Raw genomic sequence first — 23,075 nt, forward strand, 5'->3', positions numbered from 1 at the left:
ATTGGAGGCGATCATCAGCTCCGATAGTCGGCGTTGATGCTGATATATCCGTGGGTGAGGTCGCACGTCCAAACGGTCGCGCGGCCTTCGCCGAGCCCCAGGTCGGCGCCGACGCGGATGTTTTGACCTTTGAGGTGCGCCGCAACCGGCGCTTCGTCATAGCCATCGACGGGTAGCCCGTCCTTCGCCACCCAATGATCGCCGAAGCGGATCGCGAGACGGTCGCGGTCGGCGGGTTCGCCCGCCTTGCCCACCGCCATCACGACGCGGCCCCAGTTTGCGTCCTCACCCGCGATCGCGGTCTTGACCAGCGGCGAATTGGCAATCGCGAGCGCGACGCGCTTGGCACTGACATCGCTGATGGCGCCGGTCACCTGTATCTCGATGAACTTCGACGCGCCTTCGCCGTCGCGCACGACCTGTTGTGCAAGGTCGAGCGCGACCTCGCGGATCGCCGCGTAGAGCGCGTCGGCTCCCGGATCGTCGCGCGTGGTTAGCACGGCGTTGCCCGCTTGCCCGGTCGCGAAGAGCAGCACCGTGTCACTGGTCGAGGTGTCGCTGTCGACGGTGATGCTGTTGAAGCTGCCGACGGTCGCCTCGCTGAGCATCGCCTGCAACAGCGCGGGAGCGACCGCGGCGTCGGTGAAGATATAGCCGAGCATCGTCGCCATGTCGGGCGCGATCATGCCCGATCCCTTGACGATGCCCGCGACATGGACGGTCGTGCCGCCGACGATCACGCTCGCGCCCGAGCCCTTGGCGAAGGTGTCGGTGGTGCCGATGGTGTCGGCGGCGGCTTCCCACGAGCAGGGCTCGGCGGTGAGCGCGGCCTCGACCCCGGCGCGCGCCTTGTCCTTGGGCAAGGGCACGCCGATGACGCCGGTCGAGCTGACGAAGACTTCGCTCGGCTCGCAACCGATATGCCCCGCGACCTGTTCCATGATCTGCTCGACCGCTTCGCGCCCGCGATAGCCGGTGAAGGCGTTGCTGTTGCCCGCGTTGACGATCAGCGCGCGGCCGGTGCCGCCCTTGACCTGTTCGCGGCCGAGCTCGACTTCGGACGAGCAGCACACATTGCGCGTGAACACCCCCGCGACGGTGGTGCCGGGGGTTAGCTCGACATAGGTGAGGTCGCAGCGGTCCCAATTCTTGTACTGCGCGCGCGCGACGCGGCGCGTGACCCCGGCGATGTCGGGGAGAGCGGGGAAGGCGGCGGGGGCGAGCGGGGAGCGAGTGGTCATGGGGACGCGCTTAATCGCTATCGGTCCAAAGCAAAACCCCTCCCGCAAGCGGGAGGGGCAGTGAGACTTGCGAGCTTGCTCGCTAGTCGTAGCGGGGAGGGTTGGCCGACACCACAGGCCCTCCCCCGACCCCTCCCGCTTGCGGGAGGGGAGAAGATTATCAGCCCGGAATGCCGCTGATCGACTTCACTTCCATGAAGTCCTTGAGGCCGAACAGACCGCCTTCGCGGCCGTTGCCCGATGCCTTGTAGCCGCCGAACGCCGCGCCCGGGCCGGGGCCCCACGCGTTGACCGCGACCATGCCGGCGCGCAGCTTCGGTGCCACGTCGGCGGCCTTGGCGGGATCGCCCGAGATCACCGCCGACAGGCCATATTCGGTGTCGTTGGCGATATCGACGGCTTCGTCGAGGTCGCCATAGGCCATGATCGTCGCGACGGGGCCAAAGATTTCCTCGTTGGCGATGCGCATATCGCGCGTGACGCCCGAGAAGACCGTCGGCTTGATATAATAGCCGCGGTTGACGTTCGACGGGAGACCGGTGCCGCCGGTCTCGAGCGTCGCGCCCTCGTCGATCGCCGACTGGATCAGGCCCTGGATCTTGTCGAACTGCGCCTTGTTGACGACGGGGCCGATGTGGCCACCCTCGGCCTGCGGATCGCCGACCTGCGTGCCGTCGAACATCGCCTTGATCACGCCGACGGCTTCGGCTTCGCGGTCCTTCTGGACGAGGATACGCGTCGGGGCGATGCAGCTCTGGCCGGTGTTGACGAGCACGCCCTGCACCGTCGGCGGCAGCACGGCGGCGAAATCGGCGTCGGGCAGGACGATGTTCGGCGACTTGCCGCCGAGTTCCTGATGGACGCGCTTCACCGTGTCGGCCGCCGCCTTGGCGACAAGGATGCCGGCGCGGGTCGATCCGGTGAAGCTCACCATTTCGATGCCGGGGTGCGCGCTGATCGCGTTGCCGACGGTCGGGCCGTCGCCCTGGACGAGGTTGAAGACGCCCGGCGGCACGCCCGCGGCGTCGAGGATCTCGGCAAAGATCGTCGCGTTGCCGGGGCATTCTTCCGACGGTTTCAGCACCATCGTGTTGCCGCCGGCAAGCGCGGGGGCGACCTTCAATGCGATCTGGTTCAGCGGCCAGTTCCACGGCGTGATCATGCCGACGACGCCGATCGGTTCGTAGGCGATGACGCCCGCGGCATATTTTTCGGTGAAGGCAAAATCCTTCAATGCCGCGATGGTGCCGAGGAAGCCGCCGATGCCCGCGCCGACCTGCGCGGTGCCCGCGAAGCTGACGGGAGCGCCCATTTCACTCGCCATCGACTTGGCAAGGTCGGGTGCGCGCTTCTTATATTCCTCGACGATGCGGTTCAGCAGGTCGAGCCGTTCCTCGCGCGTCGTCTGCGACCAGCTCTTGAGCGCTTCGCGCGCCGCGGCGACGGCGTCGTCGACGTCGGCGGCGGTGCCGAGGACGATCGTCGAGGCGGCCTCTTCGGTTGCCGGGTTGATGACGTCGTGCGGCTTGCCGCCCTTGCTGTCGACCCAGCGGCCGCCGATGTAATTCTGCTTGAGATGCGTTTCGGTGCTCATGTCCTGTCTCCCATCGGCGGTGAATCCGTCTCGGATTGCTACCTAATCACTGTGGCGGATGAATCAAGCAAAGGCCAACTGCCAATTGCGGCAGGTCAGCGTTTTTCAGCAGAAAGGCGTGACATCAGGATGGCAGCGCGCGTCGCTTGGCGCGCGATGCTGGGGATATCGACCGCTTCGCCCGGCGCATGGTCGCCGGTGCTGTACGGCCCGAGTCCCGCGAGCCCGTCGACATCGGCGGCGACGAAGCTGATGTCGCCCGCGCCGCGCTTCAGCGGATCGAGCGGCGCCATTTCGGCGAGCCCGAGGTCGCGGTTCACCCCGTTCAATTTCGTGAGCAGCGCGCGATTGCCGTCGGTCGGCGCCATCGAGGGATAGCCGCCCGGATCGAAGGCGATTTTCGCATCGGTGCCGGGGGCATGTTCGGCGACGATCGCCGTCATCTTCGCCTTCACGCGCGCGATCTGTTCGGGCGACAGCGCACGCAGGTCGCCGCGCGCGACCGCTACGGGTGCGATGATGTTGGTCTTGCCGGTCACCGTCGCGCGGATGCCGCCCGCGTCGAGATCGGCCTGCTGCCCGCCCGCGATCAGCCCGACGTTGAAGGTCAGGTTCGGCTCGGGCAGCTCGGTGCGGAAACGGTGGATGATGCGCGTGAGCTCATAGATCGCGCCGTCGCCTGCCGCGGCGCTGAAGATGCCCGAGCTGTGCGCGCTCTTGCCCGTTGCGGTCACCGTCCAGCTGTCCGACGAGCGCCGCGCGACGGAACCCATGTCGGCGCTATTGTCGCGGACGAGCCCTTCGAAATCGAGCGCGACGTCGCTGCGCTTGCCCGCTGCGATCAGGTGGGCGCGCGCCTTCTCGATCGGGGTGCCCGAATCTTCTTCGTCGCCGGTCATGTGGATTTCGATATTGGCGTCCTTCAGCGTCCCGGCCGCCTGCATCGCGCGCAGCGCCGCGACGATGACGACCATACCGCCCTTGTCGTCACCCGCGCCGGGGCCTTGGCCCATATCGCCTTCGCGGACGAACTTCTGGAAGGGCGAGTCGGGTTCGAAGACCGTGTCGAGATGCGCGATCAGGAGCAGGCGCTTGGCATCGGGTTTGCCGCTGTGCGTCGCGATCAAATGGCCGGCGCGGCCGGTGTCGCGCATCGGCTTCCATTCGACCTTGAAACCCAGTGGTTCGAGTTCGGCGCGCATCATCGCCCCGACCTTTTCGACGCCTTCGAGATTGAGCGAGCCGCTGTTCTGATTGACGAGCTTTTCGAGCAGCGCGAGGTTGCGGTCCTGTTCCGCTGCGACCGTCTTTGCCATCGCGCTTTCGGCCTTGCCGAGCTTCGCCTGAGCCGTCGGGGCGAGCGCGAGTTGAAAGGCGATGAGGGCGGCAAAGGGCAGTGATTTCATGGGGCGACTCCAGCTCGTGCGTTACAAGTCGTCGCCCCCGCGAAGGCGGGGGCCGCTGGAGACGTGGCTCAAGGCCGATAGCGGCCCCCGCCTTCGCGGGGGCGACGGGATGGTTTGTGCCTCGCTTGCGACCCGGGCGCAAGCGCTCAGCCGGGATAGGGTGCCTGCTTGAGCAATCTTGCGAGGTGCGCCGCGTTGGCGGCGACCATTTTCGCGGTTTCGGTGACCTTGCGCGGGCGATGCTCGAGATCTTTGAAGTCGGTCGATCCCATCGCCTCGCCGACCCAATAGCAGGCGGCGACCGCGGGGATCGTCCAGCCGACATCGTTCAGCGCCTGGAAGATTTGCGCCGAGACATTGTGCGCGCCGTCCTCATTGCCGACGATCGCCGCGACCGCGACCTTCGAATAACTCGGCATGCGGCCCTGATCGTCGGTTTCCGACAGGAAGGCGTCCATGCGCTCCATGACGAGCTTGGCGACGCTCGACGCCTGCCCCATCCAGATCGGGGTGCCGAAGATCAGGATATCGGCGGCAAGGATCTGCTCGCGAATTTTCGGCCAGTCGTCGTCCGGCCCCTGGTTTGAGGTCACACCCCATTTGACGTTGTGCGCGGCGATCCGGATCGGGTCGGCGACCGTCACGTCCAGCGCGGCGAAATGTTCGGCGAGCACCGCGATCATTGCGTCGGTCGAACTGGCTCGGCCCTTGGCCGAAAGCGAGCAGTTGATGGCGGCGGCAGTCAGGGGAGCAGGCATGTCATTTCCTTGCGGGCTGGCACCCCCCGCAAGGAAATAGCCGGGAACCCGCTCAGGTTCCGGGGCGGACCATGAAAATATCGCCGCCGATGCTCATGAGGAAGAGGTTGCCCGCGCTGTCCTCGCCGAACGAGGCGATCGAATTCAGCGTCCCGGCGTCGGGTGCAAAATCCTCGTTCCGCCGCGCGAAGCGCGAGGAGGCGAGCGTCTGGCCGGGGACGAGGCTGGCGAAAGGCACCGACCAGATATTGCCCGAGACGAAATCGGCGAAGACATATTGACCCCGCAAGGACGTCACCGGGCCGCGGTAGACATAGCCGCCGGTGATCGAATTGCCCTGCCGCGGACCGCTGCCATGGCCATATTCGGCGACCGGGTCGGTGAGCCCGCCGGGTGCCGTGCCGGTGAAAGGCTGGGTCCCTTCCTTGAAGCGCCAGCCGAAGTTCAGCCCCGGCGCGGTGGTCGTCACCAGGTCGATTTCTTCGACCGCGCCTTGCCCAACGTCGCCGATGATCAGCGCCGAGCCCGAGAAGGAGGTACGGAACGGATTGCGGAGGCCAAGTGCATAGACGTACGGATCGCCACCCCCGCCGATATAGGGGTTGCCGGGCGCCGGGGTGAAAAAGGTCGGCGACGCACCCGCATAGGGATCTTCGACGACCCTGATCCGCAATATCTTGCCGAGCCGTGAATTGGGGTTCTGGGCATTGTTGCCGGGATCGCCCGCGCCGCCGCCGTCGCCCACCCCGACATAGAGAAAACCGTCGGGACCGAAGACCATCGAACCGCCATTATGATTATTCGCGCCGGGATGCGGTATCGTGAGTCTCGCCAATATTTGCGGTGTTCCGGAGAGGGTTCCATATTCGCGAATCTCGATATCGCCCGCGGCATTGGTGCAATAGATCATGAAGCGATCGGAATTCGCCGGATTCGGTAGCAGCGCCATGCTCAGCAATCCGCGCTCTCCGTCGGTCGAGAGATCGCCGACCGTGAAGCGCAATGTCTTCACGCCGGTCGAGGGATTCAGGCGATAGACCCTGCCGGCCTTTTCCAGCACATAGACGTCGCTGCTGCCCGGAATGCCGAGAACATAGGTTGGCTGGCTGAAACCGGTGCCGACGCGCGCGACAGCGATGCCCTCGCGGCTGTTGGTGACGGTGATGTTGACCGTTTGCGTCGCACTGGCGCTGGCGTCGCTGACGCGGAGCTGGACCGTATAGACATTGTCGCCATTGGCATCGCCGGGCAGGTCGTAATCGGGCGCGCTGTTGAAGCGCAGTGCTCCGGCGGCCGTGATTGAAAACAGCGCCGCGTCAGCGCCGCCGTCGATCGCAAAGGTCAGCGCGTCGCCGTTGGGATCGCTCGCGGTCGCCTGATAGGCGGCGGCGGTGTTTTCGGTCACGCTGGCGGTCTGGAGCGAGGTGAAAGTCGGTGGGACGTTCGCAGCAGGCGGGGTGCCGCCGCCACTTCCGCCGCCGCCGCACGAGGCCAGGATCAAGGGGGTGAGGGCAGCAAGGACGCGCATCCGCATGGCAAATAGCCTTTCGCGATTGAGCCCACCCAAAATGCAACCTGCCATTCGCCGGCGGCGACCACAAGTCCGCCGGTTTTCAATATTGTTGGAACGCTGCCGCCTCAGGCGGGTTCTTTGACCTCTTCGAAATCGTCGAGCTTGTCGAGCGCGTCGCGGGCGATCTTCTGCAGCGCGGAGCGGTTGACCATAAGTCCTTTCGACCCATGTCCCGTCAGATCGTCGATCGTGAAGGCGACCTTGGTGCGATCGGGCGCCATTTCGTCGAACGTGAATTTCAGCCCCGTCGTCAGCGCCCCGTCGTCGACGCTGTAGATCAGATGCGCTTCGCGCGGGATTTCCATCGCGACCGCAATTTTTACCTTTTGCGCCTCGGGCCGCTCGTCGGGCACCATTTGTTCGAACCCGGGCTCGCCCTTTTGCACGACAAGTTCGTAGAGGCGCGTCGACCCGCCGTTGGTGACGAGCGGCAGGCCGGTGAAGGCGCTGTCGTTGCCGAACATCTTGGCGAACACCTGTTCGCGCGGCGCCGCGACGGTCCGCGTCTGGTTCACCAGTTCGGCCATCTTGCCGCAGCCGGTCGCCAGCAGCATCGCGGCAATCGGAATTATCATGCGAAACATCGAGCATTTCCCCCGGAAAAGACAGGCCTCCTCTTAGCACGCACGGCTTACCAAAGCGTAATCGCGAAGGATTGAGGGCTGTAAAGAATGTTTGACAGCCCAGCTAGTGTTGTGTAAAGAACTCTTTACAGGAAGGGCGTCGGCTGTTGGAAAATCGGGTTCGCGAATATCGGGAGAAGGCGGCGTGGAGCCAGGGCGAACTGGCCCGCCGGCTCGGCGTGTCGCGTCAGACGATCAATGCGGTCGAAACCGACAAATACGACCCCAGCCTGCCGCTCGCGCTTCGCATGGCCCGCCTGTTCGGGCTCGAGGTGCGCGAACTGTTTATCGATCATTGGACACCGGAGATTGAAGGATGAACAGCATGACCGAGAACCAGCCCGCAACGTGGAAACGATCGGCGATGCGGATGCTGGGTGGTGCATTCATTGGCGGCGCCGCGATGGCGGCCCTGCTGGCCGCTGCAGGATCGGACCTGCTCGATGCGATGGGGCCCTCGCGCCTCGCGCTGGGTGCCGTGGGCGTCGTCTATGCGCTGATGGCCGCGCTCGTCGGCTTCGGCCTCGCAGCACCGCGAGCCGGCGCGGCCATGCTGAATGTCGGCGACGCCAACGAACTGCGCGACGAACGGCGGGGTATGATCCGATCGACCGTGACGATGGCCGCGATCGGCTTGGTGCTCGTCTTGCTGGCGCTGGCGCGCGGCCCCGGTTTCGCTGCTGGACCTGTCCCGCCCGGCGTCGCCATGGGTTTGTTGCTGATTGCTTTCTCCGGCGGCGCGATTGCATCGTGGCGCTGGCGGAACGATTTCGACGAACTCAACCATCAACTGGGGCTCGAAGGCTGTTTCTGGGCGTTTTGCCTCAGCTGGGCGCTGCTCACGATGTGGGCGGCCGCCGATTTTCTCGGCTGGGGCGTAACGCTGACCCCGATCGACGTCGTCTCGACGCTCGCAGCGATGATGCTCCTTGGCGCGTTCGTTGCGATCGGGCGGCGCGGTATGATGACGCGCTGATACGAAAAAGGGCGCCCGGTTCCCCCGAACCGGACGCCCTCCGTAGCGTTGCTGAGCCGTAAGGATCAGGCGCTGTAGTACATGTCGAATTCGACCGGGCTCGGGGTCTGCTCGAAACGATAGACCTCGTCCCACTTCAGCTCGACATAGGCTTCGATCTGGTCCTTGCTGAACACGTCGCCCTTGAGCAGGAAGTCGTGGTCGGCGAGCAGGCTGTCGAGCGCTTCGCGCAAGGACGCGCAGACGGTCGGGACTTCGCTCAGTTCCTCGGGCGGCAGATCATAGAGGTTCTTGTCCATCGGGTCGCCCGGGTGGATCTTGTTCTGGATGCCGTCGAGGCCCGCCATCAGCAGCGCCGAATAGCAGAGATAAGGGTTCGCCATCGCGTCGGGGAAGCGGAACTCGACGCGCTTCGACTTGGCGCCCGCGCCGTACGGAATGCGGCACGAGGCCGAACGGTTGCGGCTCGAATAAGCGAGCAGCACCGGGGCTTCGAAGCCGGGGACGAGGCGCTTGTAGCTGTTCGTCGTCGGGTTGGTGAAGGCGTTCAATGCCTTGGCATGCTTGACGACGCCGCCGATGAAATAGAGGCACATGTCCGAAAGGCCGGCATAGCCGTTGCCGGCGAAGAGCGGCTTGCCCTTTTCCCAGATCGAGATGTGGGTGTGCATGCCGCTGCCGTTGTCGTCCTTGATCGGCTTCGGCATGAAGGTCGCGGTCTTGCCATAGGCGTGCGCGACCTGGTGCACGACATATTTGTAGATCTGCATGCGGTCGGCGGTTTCGGTCAGCGTGCCGAAGGTCAGGCCAAGCTCGTGCTGCGCGGCGGCGACTTCATGGTGATGCTTGTCGCACGGCAGGCCGAGTTCGAGCATCGTCGAGACCATCTCGGCGCGGATGTCGACGGCGCTGTCGACCGGCGCGACGGGGAAGTAACCGCCCTTGGCGCGCGGACGGTGGGCGAGGTTGCCGCCCTCATAGCTGCGGCCGGTGTTCGTCGGCAGCTCGATGTCGTCGATCTCGAAGCCCGACTTGTTATAGCCGGTTTCGAAACGGACATCGTCGAACATGAAGAATTCGGCTTCGGGGCCGACATAGACGGTGTCGCCGATGCCGGTCGAGGCGACATAGGCCTCGGCGCGCTTCGCGGTGGTGCGCGGGTCGCGGGCATAGCCTTCGCCGGTCGACGGCTCGACGATGTCGCAGAAAATCACAAGCATCGGGGTCGCCGAGAAGGGGTCGTCATAGACGGCGTCGAGGTCGGGCTTGAGGATCATGTCCGACTCGTTGATCGCCTTCCAGCCTTCGATCGACGAGCCGTCGAACATCAGGCCGTCTTCGAGTTCGTCCTCGCCGAGGACCGAGGCGACCATGGTCAAATGCTGCCACTTGCCCTTGGGGTCGGTGAAGCGCAGGTCGACCCACTCGATGTCGTTTTCCTTGATCCGCGCGATGATATCCTTGGGCTTCGTAGCCATCGTCTATGCTTCCTTCTTGCGAAATGGTCCGGCGTGCCGGGGATTGTTGAGGGTAGGAAAAGTGCGAGTGATTAAAGCGCGTCCTCGTTGCGTTCGCCGGTGCGAATGCGAAGCGCGGTCTCGACCGGAATGACGAAGATCTTGCCGTCGCCGATGCGGCCGGTCTGCGCGGCGGCGGCGATCGCCTCCACCACACGTTCGGCCATCGAGTCTTCGACGATGACTTCCAGCTTCACCTTGGGCAGAAAGTCGACGACATATTCGGCGCCGCGATACAGCTCGGTGTGACCCTTCTGCCGTCCGAAACCCTTGGCCTCGGTGACGGTGATGCCGCTGACACCCACTTCGTGCAGCGCTTCCTTCACTTCGTCGAGCTTGAACGGCTTGATGATCGCCTCAATCTTCTTCACGCTTTTCGTCCCCCTTTGGGCTGGCCGCCGCTCCTTGCGCGTCAAGCCGGATCAGGCGTGCCTGGTCCGGTCTGCCGTCGAGTCGGTGCGATGTCCCGCCATCTTGCACCAATCAAAAGCCGTGCCAATTGGCGAATCGCGGGGTTCTGGTAAGAAATTTGAAACGAAAGAACGCCGCTGCCCAAGGGGTGGGCAACGGCGTTCTTTGACTGCCCAATTTTTGAGCAGTCAGCGTCCCATCGGGGCCGAGGCGTCGGCGAGATTGGCCTTGGTCCAGTTCGACCGCTCGATGACATAGGCGCGAATCGCCTCGGCATCGGCGGGCGTCAGCACCTTCGCAAAGCTTACCATCCCGCGGTCTTTGAGCGCACCGTCCACGATCACCGACTTCCACGCATCGGCGTTGGTGAGCGTGCCCGAGACGCGCAAATCGGGGGTGAAGCCGTTGCCGATCGCGCTGTCGCCGTGACAGACGATGCAATAGCGGCCGAAATGCGCCTTGCCCGCCGCAACCTGCGCGGGCGTGCCGAACTGCGGCGGCGGATTCCACGCGAGCGCCGCCGCGGCCGGCGGGGCAGGGAGCTTCACCGTGCCGCCGATCTTCATCACGACGAGGCGCGGGATATTGGGCACCTTGCGCGTCACGCCGCCCGCAACCCCGGCGACGAGGGGGAAGGCGCCACCCTTGCTCGTCTGGAAGGCAACATATTGAACGCCGCCGACGCGGAAGGTCGAGGGCGCGCTGACGATCCCCGACTGCATGTCGAGATCGAGCAATTGCCTGCCGGTGTCGGCGGCATAGGCGCGGAAGCGCCCGGTGCTTGTGCCCTGGAAGACGAGATTGCCCGCGGTCGTCATCGTGCCGCCGTTCCACGCCGCGGGATGGTCGACCGCCCACGCGACCTTGCCGGTGCGCGGGTCGAAGGCGACGAGGCGACCGGTCGTGGCGGCGACCGCGGCGCGATACGCCGCCTTGTCGTCGGGCATCATCGTCGCGGTCAGCGACGAACCGATATTGAAGCCGACGACCTTGCGTTTGTCCAGTTCAGTCATGTCGGCGAGATAGCCTTGGGGGATCTGCTGCGCCGGAATGTAGACGAGACCCGTCGCGGGATTATAGCTCATCGGGTGCCAGTTATGCGCGCCGAGCGCACCGGGGATCGCGATGAAGGGCTTACCCGTCTTGTAGAAGCGCGCCTCGGGATTTTCGATCGGGCGGCCGGTGGCCATGTCGTAGCCGGTCGCCCAGTTGATCCCGTCGACGAAGGGCTTCGCGTCGATCAGCTTGCCGTTGTTGCGGTCGATCGTAAAGAAAAAGCCGTTCTTCGGCGCGTGGTAGAGCACCTTGACCGGTTTGCCGTTCACCGCCTGCTCGGCGAGGATGATCGGCTGGGTCGCGGTATAATCCCACGTTTCGGCCGGGGTTTCCTGATAGTGCCATTTATACTTGCCAGTTGAGGCGTCGAGCGCGACGACCGAGGAGAGGAACCAGTTGTCGCCCTCGCCATTCGAACGCGTGCCATGGTTCCAAGGATTGCCGTTGCCAACGCCGAGGTAGATCTGGTCGAGATCCTTGTCGTAAACGATCGCGTCCCACACGGTGCCGCCGCCGCCCGAGGTCTGCCATTCGCCCTTGTCGGACCAGGTCGCATTGCCCTCGCTCGCGAAAATGTCGTCCGATGCGGCGCCATCCTTCGCCTTCGTCGGATTCGGCGCGGTGTAGAAGCGCCAGCGTTCCTTGCCGGTGTCGGCATCATAGGCGGTGACATAGCCGCGCACCCCGAACTCGGCGCCGCCGTTGCCGATCAGCACCATATCCTTCACGACGCGCGGCGCGCCGGTGATCGTATAGGGTTTCGACGCGTCAAAGGTCTGCGTCGACCACAGCTCCTTGCCTGTCTTCTTGTCGAGCGCGATCAGGCGGCCGTCGAGCGCGCCGACATACAGCTTGTCGCCCCACACGGCGACGCCGCGGTTGACGACGTCGCAGCAGGCCGAAACCGCGCGCTCGCCGGGGACCTTGGGATCGAATTTCCACAAGGACTTGCCGGTCGCGGCGTCCCAGGCGGATACCTTCGACCAGGCGTGGGTGACATACATCACGCCGTCGACGACGACCGGGGTTGCTTCCTGTCCGCGCGCATCCTCGAGGTCGGCGGTCCACGCGATGCCGAGCTCGCCCACATTCTTGTCGTTGATATCGGTCAGCGGGCTGAAGCGCTGCTCGTCATAACTGTAGCCGATCGCGCCCCAGTTATCGCCGTTGCCGCCGGTTTTGAGCAGGGTTTCGCTGGCCTTTTCGGCGTCGTCGAGCGATCCGCCGCCTGAGATGCTGTCGTTCTTCGATGCGTTGCATGAAGCCAATGCCAGTGCCGCGCAGCCCAGCAGCGCGGCCGTCCAGACCCGTTTCGCCATCCCTTGCTCTCCCGTTCGACGCCTATCGTTGACGTTAACGTCAAGACTGCGCGCGAAGGCGCACGGGTGCAAGCGGGAAAATGGGGGGTGGGGGTGGGGTCTCGGCCCGCACCGAATGGCGGCGTATGGAAGCACCATCACCCCCTCATCCAACTCCGCCTAGCCGCTTTGCGGCAAGGCTTCGTATCCTTCTCCCATCAAGGGAGAAGGAATTATTGCCAGGGCGGCGCGTTCAGACCCTTCGGACTCGCGGTGAAAATCTCGCAGCCGGTCTCGGTAATCCCGATGCTGTGTTCGAACTGCGCCGAAAGCGAGCGGTCGCGGGTCACTGCGGTCCAGCCGTCGGCGAGCATCTTCACCGCATATTTGCCGGTGTTGATCATCGGCTCGATCGTGAAGAACATGCCGGGGCGCAGTTCGGGGCCGGTGCCGGGGCGCCCGGCGTGGACGACTTCGGGCGCATCGTGGAACATCTGGCCGAGCCCGTGGCCGCAGAAATCGCGGACGACCGAATAGCGGTGGCGCTCGGCGTGCGTCTGGATCGCGTGCGCGACGTCGCCCATGCGGTTGCCGGGCTTCGCCTGCTCGATGCCGAGCATCAGGCATTCATAGGTGACCTCGACGAGGCGCTTCGCCTTGATCGGCACGTCGCCGACCAGATACATGCGGCTCGTGTCGCCGTGCCAGCCGTCGATGATCGTCGTCACGTCGATATTGACGATGTCGCCCTCGCGCACCGGCTTGTCGTCGGGGATGCCGTGGCACACGACATGGTTGATGCTGGTGCAGCAGCTGTGCGTGAAGCCGCGATAACCCAAGGTCGCGGGGATGCCGCCGCCGTCGAGCATCATCGTGCGGACGAGGTCGTCGATTTCTGCGGTGGTCACGCCGGGCTGGACAAAGGGAACGAGCGCGTCGAGGATTTCGGCCGACAGCCGCCCCGCCTTGCGCATGCCGGCAAAGCCCGCCTCGTCGTGCAGCTTGATCGTGCCGTCGCGAACGCGGGCAGGCGCCGATGCTTCGTCGGCGGTTACGGAGACATAGTCGTACATAAGAGCGATATAGGCGATGTGGCGCCGAATTGCGAGGGCAGTAAGCCCCTCCTGCTTGCGGGAGGGGTTTGGGGAGGGGGCTGTAGCGTCGCCAAGCCCTCCCCGCTGCGACTAGCGGGCAAGCCCGCAAGTCTCGCTGCCCCTCCCGCTAGGCGGGAGGGGAGCAGGTATTATTCGGCCGACTTCTTTGCCTTGTCGGCTTTCGGCTTGCCCTTGCTCGCCTTGGGCGGGGCCGAGACGATTTCGAAGGCGAGCGGATTGCCGACCTTGGCATCGTCGCCGGTTTTCATCTTCACCTTGACCTCGCCGCCGTGGACGAGTTTGCCGAAGAGCAGTTCCTCGGCGAGCGGCTGCTTGATCTTTTCCTGGATCAGGCGGCCCATCGGACGCGCGCCATAGAGCTTGTCATAGCCCTTGCCGGTCAGCCATTCGCGCGCCGCATCGTCGAGCTGGATGTGGACGTTGCGGTCGGCAAGCTGCAGTTCGAGTTCGAGGATGAACTTGTCGACGACGCGTGCGACCACTTCGGGCGGCAGGTAACCGAAGGGCACGATCGCATCGAGACGATTGCGGAATTCGGGGGTGAAGAGATTCTTCACCGCTTCCTCCTGCACATCCTCGCGCGTGAACTGGCCGAAGCCGATGCCTTCGCGCGCCATGTCGCTCGCGCCCGCATTGGTCGTCATGATCAGGATGACGTTGCGGAAATCGACCGTCTTGCCGTGATGATCGGTCAGGCGGCCATGGTCCATGACCTGCAACAAGATGTTGAACAGGTCGGGATGCGCCTTTTCGATCTCGTCGAGCAACAGCACGCAATGCGGATTCTGGTCGATCGCATCGGTGAGCAGCCCGCCCTGATCATAACCGACATAGCCCGGAGGCGCGCCGATCAGGCGGCTGACCGAGTGGCGCTCCATATATTCGGACATGTCGAAACGCTGGAGCGGGATGCCCATGATCGACGCGAGCTGCTTGGCGACCTCGGTCTTGCCGACGCCGGTCGGGCCCGAGAAGAGATAGTTGCCGATCGGCTTTTCGGGATCGCGCAGGCCCGCACGGCTCAGCTTGATCGCCGACGACAGCACTTCGATCGCGGTGTTCTGACCGAAGACGACGCGCTTCAAATCGGTTTCGAGACTGGCGAGCGTCGCCTTGTCGTCGCTCGACACCGATTTGGGCGGGATGCGCGCCATCGTCGCGATCACGGCCTCGATCTCCTTGGCGGTGATCGTCTTCTTGCGCTTCGACGGGGCGACGAGCATCTGCATCGCGCCGACCTCGTCGATCACGTCGATCGCCTTGTCAGGCAATTTTCGGTCGTTGATATAGCGCGCCGACAGGTCGACCGCTGCGTTGATCGCATCCTGCGTGTAACGCACCTGGTGGTGCGCCTCGAACGCGCTGCGCAGGCCCGCGAGGATTTTCTTGGTGTCCTCGAGCGTCGGTTCGACCACGTCGATCTTCTGGAACCGGCGGAGCAACGCGCGATCCTTTTCGAAATGGTTGCGGAACTCCTTGTACGTCGTCGAGCCGATGCAGCGGATCACGCCGCCCGACAAGGCGGGCTTGAGCAAGTTCGATGCATCCATCGCGCCGCCGCTCGTCGCGCCGGCACCGATGACGGTGTGAATCTCGTCGATGAAGAGGATCGCGTGCGGCAAGCCTTCGAGCTCGGTCACGACCTGTTTCAGCCGCTCCTCGAAATCGCCGCGATAGCGCGTGCCGGCGAGCAGCGCGCCCATGTCGAGCGAATAGATCACCGCGGGCAGCAGCACCTCGGGCACGTCGCCCTCGATGATCTTGCGCGCAAGACCCTCGGCGATCGCGGTCTTGCCGACGCCGGGATCACCGACATAGAGCGGGTTGTTCTTCGACCGGCGGCAGAGGATCTGGATCGTGCGGTCGACCTCGGCATTGCGGCCGATCAGCGGGTCGACCTTGCCGACCTTTGCCTTTTCGTTGAGGTTGACGGTGAACTGGTCGAGCGCGGTTTCCTTCTTGTTCTTGCCGCCGCTGTCCTTGTCCTTCGCCTCTTCCTTTTCCTCGGGCTCGGCCTGCGGCGAGGGCTTGCCGCCCTTGCCGACGCCGTGGCTGAGGTAGGAGACCGCGTCGAGCCGCGTCAAATCCTGCTGCTGCAGGAAATAGACCGCGTAGCTTTCGCGTTCGGAGAAGAGTGCGACGAGGACGTTGGCGCCCGTCACTTCATCCTTGCCCGACGACTGGACGTGCAGGATCGCGCGCTGAACAACGCGCTGGAATCCGCTCGTCGGCGAGGGGTCGCTGTGCCCCTCGACCTTCAGGCTGTCGAGTTCGGTATCGAGATAATGGACGACCGCCGATTGCAGGTCGTCGAGCGCAACGCCGCACGCGCGCATCACTTCGGCGGCATGATCGTCGTCGATCAGCGCGTAGAGCAGATGCTCGAGCGTCGCATATTCGTGGTGACGCTCCGAAGCGGCCTTCAGTGCGTTATGTAGTGTCTTTTCGAGGCTTTCCGAAAAGGACGGCATGGTCTTCATCTCCTTGCGGGGACCAGGCCGGGGAGAGCGGCCCCCTTAGAAATGCAACGTGGCGATGCCGCCGCCCCATCGCAAGGGAAAAGCGGATGGCTTTGTGAAATTACGATGACGGGGGTTGCGGTGTAGTTAACGGGGCGTTGAGGAATTGGGTGAGGCGTCGCTACAATCCGCTTCGTCATCCCGGACTTGATCCGGGATCCATGGCCGTCTTCGCCTTCTGGACCCCGGATCAAGTCCGGGGTGACGATGGGGAGGAGCGGTTAGTTGCTGCTGTCGTCGGGGGCGGCCACATGCCCGTCATCATCTGTGGGGGCCATTCTGCCGTCACGCCTCCCCCGCAAGGCCGCGTTCTTTATAGCGCGTTTCGCGATCCGCTCCATCGCGTCGTGGTCGCGTTCAGCGAACATCGCCGTGACCCGGCCCTTGGGCTGGCCGTCCAGAATGCTCTTTAATGTCTGGTGCTTGCTTCGGCTCATGCGAACATCATAACGGCTCGCGGGATGTCTGCAACCGGTCGCTTCTGGATGTCAGGATCAACTCTCGCCTGCCCGATCCACCATATCCATGAAATCGCGCGCCGTGTTGCGCTCACCCTCGTCCTTGAACGCGACATCGAGGTCGGGCGCGACGCCGAGCATGTACATCAGCGCCCATAAAGCGAAGCGGCGGCCGGGATTGGTCTCCAGGCCGAAGTCGACGCGCATGCGTTCGGTGCCCGCGGCGTGCGCCTCGGGGTGGACCGCCGTAAGGTCGGCGGTGCCGAAATAGCGGCGGAGCTGGTCGTCGAAATCCATGCCGCCCTTTTGGCCCGTTCGTGCCGCTTGGCAAGGCCGCGCGGCAAAATCGGGCGATCCGAAGACCCGCCCGGTTGTCTTTGCCCAAGCGCCCCGATAGGGCGGCGTCCGTGAAGACCAGCATCGAGATCGGAACCGACAGCACCGGGCAGGGCGTGCACATCAACGTCCAGGAGCTGCTGGCGACGCGGCTGCTCGTCCAAGGCAATTCGGGGTCGGGCAAGTCGCACCTGCTGCGCCGCATCCTCGAGGAAAGCGCCGAGCTGGTGCAGCAGATCGTGATCGATCCCGAGGGCGATTTCGTGACGCTCGCCGATGCGTACAGCCATGTCGTGATCAACGGCGGCGATTATAACGAGCGCGAGATCGCGGCGATGGGCGCGCGCATCCGCGAGCATCGCGCCTCGATCATCCTCAGCCTCGAATCGCTCGATATCGAGGCGCAGATGACGTGTGCCGCGGCGTTCCTCAACGCGCTGTTCGATGCGCCGCGCGAGCATTGGTTTCCCGCGCTGGTGGTGGTCGACGAGGCGCAGATGTTCGCGCCGAGCGTCGCGGGCGACGTCGCCGACAATGTCCGCCGCGCGAGCCTGTCGGCGATGACGAACCTGATGTGCCGCGGGCGCAAGCGCGGCCTTGCCGGCGCGATCGCGACGCAGCGGCTCGCGAAGCTGGCGAAGAATGTCGCCGCCGAGGCGAGCAATTTCCTGATGGGGCGCACCTTCCTCGACATCGACATGGCGCGCGCCGCCGACCTGCTCGGGATGGAGCGGCGGCAGGCCGAGGCGATCCGCGACCTCGAGCGCGGGCATTTCCTCGGGCTCGGCCCCGCGATCTCGCGCCGGCCGCTGTCGGTGCGCATCGGGTCGACGCAGACCGCGACGCGGATGGGGACGCACAGCCTGATGCCGCTGCCGTCGGCAGGCGGCGAGGATATGCGTTCGATGCTGTTCACCGAGATGGAGGCGCCGGTGGCGCCACGCGTCTTTGCGCCCGAGCCCGAGCCCGTTGCGGCGAGCGAGCTATTGGAGCGGATCGCGGCGAGCGAGGGGCTGCACGAGGATGTCGATGCGCCGCCAGTGCTCGATATCATCGACGCGGTCGAGGAAGCCGAACAGAGCGACGCGGTGGTGATCGCGATGCTCGAGGAGATGCTGGCCGACCCCGACAGCGCTTTCCAGCCCGAAGCCTATCTCTACCAGGATTTTTCGGTGCGTTGCCGGATGCAGAAATTGAAGAAGGTGCCGCTCGATCTCGCCGCCTTCCGCCGCCGCTTCGCGCTGGCAAAAGGAGGCGTGTTCGATCCGTCCGAGCCGCGCTGGCGCGAAATGCTTGCCGTCGCCGACCGGCTGCCGCACGACATGTTCGCGCCCTTCCTGCAGATTGCGCGCGCCGCGATGGACGGCGAACCCTGCCCCGACGACGACATTCTCGGCCGCGCCTATGGCAGCCGTTCGCCGGGGCGCATCCGCCGGCTGGTCGAATATATGGAAAAGCAGGGCGTCATCGTCGTGCGCGCCGATTTCGGCGGCCGCCGCTCGATCGGCATTCCCGAGTTGGGGCTGAGCACTGAGGCGGAGTAGAAGGGTCCTTTCCCTTCGTCATTCCCGCGAAGGCGGGAATCCCGCTTTCTTCTTCGTGCCTTCGCGCCTTTGTGTGAGATTTTTCAGGTTTCGCGCAAAGGCGCAAAGGCGCAAAAAGACGTAAGAGAAAAGCGGGATTCCCGCCTTCGCGGGAATGACGATATATTGGGGCTGATCCCTAGCCCTTCCTGAACAGTGCCTCGGCGGCCGCTTTCTGGCTCGTCGCGGCGCTGCGGTGCGCCTTGACGCGCTCGATTTCGGCTTCGAGGATTTCGATACGTTCGCCCAGTTCGTCGACCGACAGCGGATCGAGCGGCTGCTTGATCAGCGCCGTCAACACATCGTCGCGGCGGCGGGGAAGGTCGTCATCGTCCATGGCGCATCCTCCTGGTCCCTAAGGTTAAAAGGCGCGCGACTGTTGACCCGTGTCGCGGCTCTGTCAATAAGGCGAGGCAGGGGGTAGGGGACGAACGACCAGTGGGGGAAAAGCAGCGTGACCAGCGTGCCAGTAGAGATGACCGCCATCGCCATCAGTGCGCCGGGCGGGCCCGAAGTGCTACAACCGACAACGCGCCCGGTGCCGCAACCTGGCCCCGGCGAGGTGCTGATCCGCGTCGCCGCGGCGGGGGTCAACCGCCCCGACGTGCTCCAGCGCATGGGATTTTACCCGCCGCCGCCGGGGGCATCGGACCTGCCGGGGCTGGAGATTTCGGGCACGATCGTCGCGGCCGGTCCCGGCGGCGATCCCGAGCTTCTGGGGCAGGCGGTGTGTGCGCTCGTCGCGGGCGGCGGCTATGCCGAATATTGCACCGCGCCCGCCGGAAGCTGTCTGCCGGTGCCAAAGGGCTTTTCGATGGAAGAGGCGGCGGCGCTGCCCGAGACCGTCTTCACCGTGTGGCATAACCTCTTTGAGCGCGGCTATGTGCGCGACGGCGAGACGGTGCTTGTCCACGGCGGCACCAGCGGCATCGGGACGACCGCGATCGGCCTTTGCAAGCTGTTCGACATCAAGGTCATCGTGACGTGCGGGAGCGCCGACAAATGCGCCGCCGCGACCGCGCTCGGTGCGGATCTGGCTGTCGATTATTCGGCCGAGGATTATGTCGAGGCGGTGAAGAGCTTCACCGGCGGCAAGGGCGTCAATGTCGTGCTCGACATGGTCGGCGGCGACTATCTGCCGCGCAACCTCGCCTGTCTCGCCGAGGATGGGCGCCATGTCACCATCGCGTTCCAGCGCGGCGCGAAGGTCGAATTCGACATCGCCGATGTGATGCGCCGCCGGCTGACGCTGACCGGCTCGACGCTGCGCGCGCGCAGCGCCGATTTCAAGGCAGCGCTGGCGGACGAAATCCATGGCACGCTCTGGCAGCGGCTCGCCGAAGGCGGGTGGAAGCCGGCGATGGATCAAGCCTTCCCGCTCGCCGAAGCCGCCGCGGCGCACGCGCGGATGCAGGCGGGCGAGCATGTGGGGAAGATCGTGCTCCGCGTGGGGTGAACCGAGGGAACATTCGATAAGGATCGGTGGTTGAGCGAGTGGGGGCCAATCAAAAGAGGATGATCTCTCCTAATGAAGATGCGTAGTTTGTTGCTTCCCGCCACCGCTCTCTCCTTTGCCCTTGCGGCCTGTTCCGGGCCCGCCGAAACCGAAAAAACGCCGACCGCATCCTATGACGGCGACGTCGTGCCCGAGGGCAGGGCGGCCGAACCGGTGCCCGCGATCAAGCCCGCCGACATTCCGACGCGCGGCGGCGACGGGTCGCCGATCGAACTCGCGGCGCTCACCGAAGCTGATGTCAGTGGCGCCAAGCTGAAAGGCGAGCTCGCGTGCAGCTTCGCCGCCGACGAAGCCGCGCAGCCGATCCTGCACGCGCAGGGCGACGTCGCGTCCACCGAGCCGTCGCGCGGCATCGTGAAGGTCGGCGATACGATTGAAGCAGCGTCGGCCAATGGCGGCTTCGATGCGATGGCAAAGGGCACCAAATTCTTTGCCAAGGGGCTTGAGCTTCGCGTCGCGCTCGTCGGCCCCGCCGCGGGCGGTGGCGAGTCGCCGCCGCGTCCCGCGACGCTGACCGCTGACCGCGCCGACGGCGCGCAGCGCGTCTTCGCGGGGCTGTGGCGCTGCGGTCCGTAACGCCCGCTTGCGGGCACCGCGCGCGCGCCGCATAGAGGCGTCGCCGCGGTGTGGGGGGATGGCGGCGATTCATCACGATGGGGGCTGCAATGGGCGACAGGCCGATCCTTCACGAATATGCCGCGAGCGGCAATTGCTACAAGATCCGGCTAACCGCGGCTTTGCTCGATTGCCCGATCGAACGGCGCGAATATGACATCATGCAGGGCGAGACGCGCACGCCCGACTTCCTCGCGAACGTCAACGCCAATGGTCGCATCCCGGTGCTGCAGGTCGGCGACAAATTCTTGCCCGAAAGCAATGCCGCCTGCTTCTGGCTCGCCGACGGGACGCACCTCGTCCCCTATGACCGGTTCGAGCGTGCCGACATGCTGCACTGGATGTTCTTCGAGCAATATAATCACGAACCCAATGTCGCGACCTTGCGCTTCTGGATGAAGTGGATCGGCGCCGACAATCTGAGCGACGCGCAGCGGATGCTGATCCCGGCGAAGCAGGCGGCGGGGGCCGCGGCGCTGAAGCTGATGGACGAGCATCTCGCCGCGCACGACTGGCTCGCGGGTCAGCGCCTCTCGCTCGCCGACATCGCGCTCTATGCCTATACGCATGTCGCCGAGGAGGGCGGGCTCTTCGCGCTGTCCGACTATCCGGCGGTACAGCGCTGGCTGGCGCGGGTCGAGGCCGAGCCCGGCTATGTAAAGATGGGATAGCGGTCAGATCGGCAAGCGTGTTCGCCCAGTTCGGCAACCAGCCGGTCCACCAGCGCATCGACGCTGCTTTCCGCGGCGGCGATCGATTGGGCGAGGCGTTCGTCGGCGAACTCGTCAAATTCGACCGCGATCGAATCGGTATCGCGAAGCCCGATATAGGCGAGCGGCGCTTTCAGGCTGGCCTCGACGAAATTGACGTCAGCCTGGCGCCCGCCCGGATCATAACCATAATCGCCGCGCGCGCCGAGGATGACCAGCCGCTTGCCGGGGGGCAGCATCGGCCAATAGGGCTCGCCCGCCCGCGCGCGGTCGAAACCGAACGTGACGCCGACGCGAACGATGTTGTCGAGCCACGCCTTCAGCGGTGCCGGCATGCCGAAATTATACATGGGCGCCCCGACGACGACGAGATCCGCCGCCATCAGTTCGGCGACCAGCCGGTCGCTTTCGGCCAGCCGCGCGCGCTGTTCGTCGCTGCGCCGGCCGGGCGGGGAGAAAGCGGCGGCGATCCATTCGGCGTCGACATGCGACGGCGGAGTGAGGCCGACGTCGCGATAGACGATCTCATCCTGCGGTCGCGCGCTCGACCAGCGGCGTATCAGGCGGTCGCCCAGCCGCCGGCTGTGCGAGCCATGCCGGTCCCGGCCCGAAACGCCCGGACGGGCGCTGGAATCGATGTGAAGTAGGCGAAGGGGCGATCTTTCGGGAGCGTTCATGGAATAATCCAGTTCATTTGATGGGATGACTGGACGCATATATTCCCCTATAATTGGCGCAGTCGAACGCGAATACTTCAGCCAATGGATCGATTTTCCTCATCCATGATACGAAACCGGAAATTGCCGCCGCTGGCGGCGTTGCGCGCCTTTGAGGCGGCGGCGCGTCATCTCAGTTTCCAGCGAGCAGCCGGTGAGCTGGCGGTAACGCCGACGGCGATCAGCCACCAGATTCGTCTGCTGGAGGATGTGCTGGGGCTCGCGCTGTTCACGCGCCAGGTGCGGCAGGTCGCGCTGACCGAAGCGGGCGAGCGATTATATCCGACCTTGCGCGACGGGTTCGATGCATTCGACCGGGCGCTTGCCGATCTCGCGCCGGGGTCCCGGCGTGCGGCGGTGACATTAACCGCGACGATCCAGTTCACGGCGCGCAGGCTGCTGCCCGCGCTCGGCTCGTTTCGCGAACGCTTTCCCGATTTCGACCTGCGGTTGCATTCCTCGAACGAGCCGGTCGATCTGGCGGCGGGGCTGGCCGATGTCGCGGTTCGTTATGGTCGCGGGCCCTTTGACGGGCTGGTCGGCCGGCCGCTTTTTTCGGAACGCTTCGGATTGCTTTGCAGCCCGAAGCTCGGCCTCACCGGACCAGAGGATCTCGCGCGCGCCACTTTGCTGCACGTCGAATGGCGCCAGCCCGCCAATGCGTCCGACTGGCGGCGTTGGGCGCGGCTTGCCGGGATGGAGGGGCTGGCCGTCGACGAAGGGCCGCGTTTCAGTTCGGACGATCACGCCGTACAGGCGGCGGTCGCCGGGCATGGGGTTATGATCGGCAGCCTGATCCTCGCCCGGCCGGAGATCGATGCGGGGCTGCTGGTCCATCCCTTTGGCCCGGTCATCGAAGGGGAGAGCTACCATATGCTTGCGACGCCCGCGAACATGGCCTGCGCTGATGTGCGCGCGGTTTGCGCGTGGCTCGTCGAATCTGTCGCGGGCTTCGCCGCGGGCGACCACCCCTTGCCCGCAGCCTAAAACAGGTCTACATCAACCGCCGAACGGCCGCCTCGCAAGGGGCGGCCCTTATTATTTCCGCTTGGAG

General features: G+C 65.0%; 22 protein-coding genes. 7 read left to right on the plus strand and 15 right to left on the minus strand.

Translation table 11 applies throughout. The features are described from left to right. Positions 1 to 14: 14 nt before the first annotated feature. The 6 genes from argJ to J2X38_RS21445 form a co-directional block, all read right to left on the minus strand. Positions 15 to 1,241, minus strand: coding sequence for a bifunctional glutamate N-acetyltransferase/amino-acid acetyltransferase ArgJ (gene argJ, locus J2X38_RS21420; RefSeq protein WP_310257311.1), 1,227 nt, complete (start codon positions 1,239 to 1,241; stop codon positions 15 to 17). Between the two features lie 160 nt (positions 1,242 to 1,401). Then, positions 1,402 to 2,835, minus strand: a complete 1,434-nt coding sequence (locus J2X38_RS21425) for an aldehyde dehydrogenase family protein (RefSeq protein WP_310257313.1) — start codon at positions 2,833 to 2,835, stop codon at positions 1,402 to 1,404. Between the two features lie 95 nt (positions 2,836 to 2,930). Then, on the minus strand, positions 2,931 to 4,241 hold the full coding sequence (locus J2X38_RS21430; RefSeq protein ID WP_310257314.1) for a M20/M25/M40 family metallo-hydrolase: 1,311 nt from the start codon (positions 4,239 to 4,241) through the stop codon (positions 2,931 to 2,933). Positions 4,242 to 4,387: 146 nt separating this feature from the next. Continuing rightward, positions 4,388 to 4,999 carry an NAD(P)H-dependent oxidoreductase gene (locus J2X38_RS21435; protein ID WP_310257316.1) on the minus strand — a complete coding sequence of 204 codons (612 nt, stop codon included), beginning with the start codon at positions 4,997 to 4,999 and terminating at the stop codon, positions 4,388 to 4,390. 52 nt (positions 5,000 to 5,051) lie between these two features. Continuing rightward, complete coding sequence (locus J2X38_RS21440) at positions 5,052 to 6,533, minus strand: PQQ-dependent sugar dehydrogenase (RefSeq protein ID WP_310257318.1); 1,482 nt, start codon at positions 6,531 to 6,533, stop codon at positions 5,052 to 5,054. Between the two features lie 104 nt (positions 6,534 to 6,637). Then, complete coding sequence (locus J2X38_RS21445) at positions 6,638 to 7,156, minus strand: hypothetical protein (protein WP_310257320.1); 519 nt, start codon at positions 7,154 to 7,156, stop codon at positions 6,638 to 6,640. A gap of 146 nt (positions 7,157 to 7,302) precedes the next feature. On the opposite strand from J2X38_RS21445, the gene J2X38_RS21450 reads away from it, so the two are divergent. Both J2X38_RS21450 and J2X38_RS21455 read left to right on the plus strand, forming a co-directional pair. After that, positions 7,303 to 7,515, plus strand: coding sequence for a helix-turn-helix transcriptional regulator (locus J2X38_RS21450; protein ID WP_058537802.1), 213 nt, complete (start codon positions 7,303 to 7,305; stop codon positions 7,513 to 7,515). Between the two features lie 5 nt (positions 7,516 to 7,520). Beyond that, positions 7,521 to 8,171: a hypothetical protein gene (locus tag J2X38_RS21455; RefSeq protein ID WP_310257322.1), complete on the plus strand. Its 651-nt coding sequence runs from the start codon at positions 7,521 to 7,523 to the stop codon at positions 8,169 to 8,171. A gap of 65 nt (positions 8,172 to 8,236) precedes the next feature. On the opposite strand, the gene glnA is transcribed toward J2X38_RS21455, so the two are convergent. From glnA to J2X38_RS21490, 7 genes are all read right to left on the minus strand, one after another. Continuing rightward, positions 8,237 to 9,649: a type I glutamate--ammonia ligase gene (gene glnA, locus J2X38_RS21460; protein WP_056368135.1), complete on the minus strand. Its 1,413-nt coding sequence runs from the start codon at positions 9,647 to 9,649 to the stop codon at positions 8,237 to 8,239. Between the two features lie 71 nt (positions 9,650 to 9,720). Then, positions 9,721 to 10,059: a P-II family nitrogen regulator gene (locus J2X38_RS21465; RefSeq protein ID WP_037518110.1), complete on the minus strand. Its 339-nt coding sequence runs from the start codon at positions 10,057 to 10,059 to the stop codon at positions 9,721 to 9,723. A gap of 228 nt (positions 10,060 to 10,287) precedes the next feature. Beyond that, positions 10,288 to 12,474, minus strand: a complete 2,187-nt coding sequence (locus J2X38_RS21470; RefSeq protein ID WP_310257324.1) for a PQQ-dependent dehydrogenase, methanol/ethanol family — start codon at positions 12,472 to 12,474, stop codon at positions 10,288 to 10,290. A gap of 212 nt (positions 12,475 to 12,686) precedes the next feature. Beyond that, complete coding sequence (map, locus tag J2X38_RS21475) at positions 12,687 to 13,526, minus strand: type I methionyl aminopeptidase (RefSeq protein ID WP_310257326.1); 840 nt, start codon at positions 13,524 to 13,526, stop codon at positions 12,687 to 12,689. A gap of 170 nt (positions 13,527 to 13,696) precedes the next feature. Continuing rightward, complete coding sequence (clpA, locus tag J2X38_RS21480; RefSeq protein WP_310257328.1) at positions 13,697 to 16,039, minus strand: ATP-dependent Clp protease ATP-binding subunit ClpA; 2,343 nt, start codon at positions 16,037 to 16,039, stop codon at positions 13,697 to 13,699. Between the two features lie 269 nt (positions 16,040 to 16,308). Then, positions 16,309 to 16,524 (minus strand): hypothetical protein, encoded by a 216-nt coding sequence (locus tag J2X38_RS21485; RefSeq protein ID WP_310257330.1) that lies wholly within the window; start codon positions 16,522 to 16,524, stop codon positions 16,309 to 16,311. A gap of 57 nt (positions 16,525 to 16,581) precedes the next feature. After that, positions 16,582 to 16,842 carry a hypothetical protein gene (locus J2X38_RS21490; RefSeq protein ID WP_310257332.1) on the minus strand — a complete coding sequence of 87 codons (261 nt, stop codon included), beginning with the start codon at positions 16,840 to 16,842 and terminating at the stop codon, positions 16,582 to 16,584. 110 nt (positions 16,843 to 16,952) lie between these two features. On the opposite strand from J2X38_RS21490, the gene J2X38_RS21495 reads away from it, so the two are divergent. After that, entirely contained in the window at positions 16,953 to 18,425 is a 1,473-nt protein-coding gene (locus tag J2X38_RS21495; RefSeq protein ID WP_310257335.1) for an ATP-binding protein, read from the plus strand. Positions 18,426 to 18,603: 178 nt separating this feature from the next. Here the strand turns inward: J2X38_RS21495 and J2X38_RS21500 are convergent, their stop codons facing one another. Then, positions 18,604 to 18,801, minus strand: a complete 198-nt coding sequence (locus tag J2X38_RS21500) for a DUF1192 domain-containing protein (protein WP_137894000.1) — start codon at positions 18,799 to 18,801, stop codon at positions 18,604 to 18,606. Positions 18,802 to 18,918: 117 nt separating this feature from the next. On the opposite strand from J2X38_RS21500, the gene J2X38_RS21505 reads away from it, so the two are divergent. The 3 genes from J2X38_RS21505 to J2X38_RS21515 all read left to right on the plus strand — a co-directional run bounded on the left by J2X38_RS21505 (position 18,919) and on the right by J2X38_RS21515 (position 21,266). Beyond that, entirely contained in the window at positions 18,919 to 19,920 is a 1,002-nt protein-coding gene (locus J2X38_RS21505; RefSeq protein ID WP_310257337.1) for an NAD(P)H-quinone oxidoreductase, read from the plus strand. Between the two features lie 72 nt (positions 19,921 to 19,992). Further along, positions 19,993 to 20,556, plus strand: a complete 564-nt coding sequence (locus tag J2X38_RS21510; protein WP_310257339.1) for a hypothetical protein — start codon at positions 19,993 to 19,995, stop codon at positions 20,554 to 20,556. An 89-nt stretch (positions 20,557 to 20,645) separates the two neighbouring features. Continuing rightward, positions 20,646 to 21,266, plus strand: a complete 621-nt coding sequence (locus J2X38_RS21515; protein ID WP_310257341.1) for a glutathione S-transferase family protein — start codon at positions 20,646 to 20,648, stop codon at positions 21,264 to 21,266. Here the strand turns inward: J2X38_RS21515 and J2X38_RS21520 are convergent. Continuing rightward, entirely contained in the window at positions 21,248 to 21,982 is a 735-nt protein-coding gene (locus J2X38_RS21520; RefSeq protein WP_310257344.1) for an NAD(P)H-dependent oxidoreductase, read from the minus strand. The two genes, J2X38_RS21515 and J2X38_RS21520, sit on opposite strands and share 19 nt — an antisense overlap. A 105-nt stretch (positions 21,983 to 22,087) precedes the next feature. Between J2X38_RS21520 and J2X38_RS21525 the strand changes: the two genes are divergently transcribed. Continuing rightward, positions 22,088 to 23,008, plus strand: coding sequence for a LysR substrate-binding domain-containing protein (locus J2X38_RS21525; protein ID WP_310257346.1), 921 nt, complete (start codon positions 22,088 to 22,090; stop codon positions 23,006 to 23,008). Positions 23,009 to 23,075: the final 67 nt, after the last annotated feature.

Source organism: Sphingopyxis sp. BE235 (assembly GCF_031457175.1).
Lineage (GTDB): Bacteria > Pseudomonadota > Alphaproteobacteria > Sphingomonadales > Sphingomonadaceae > Sphingopyxis.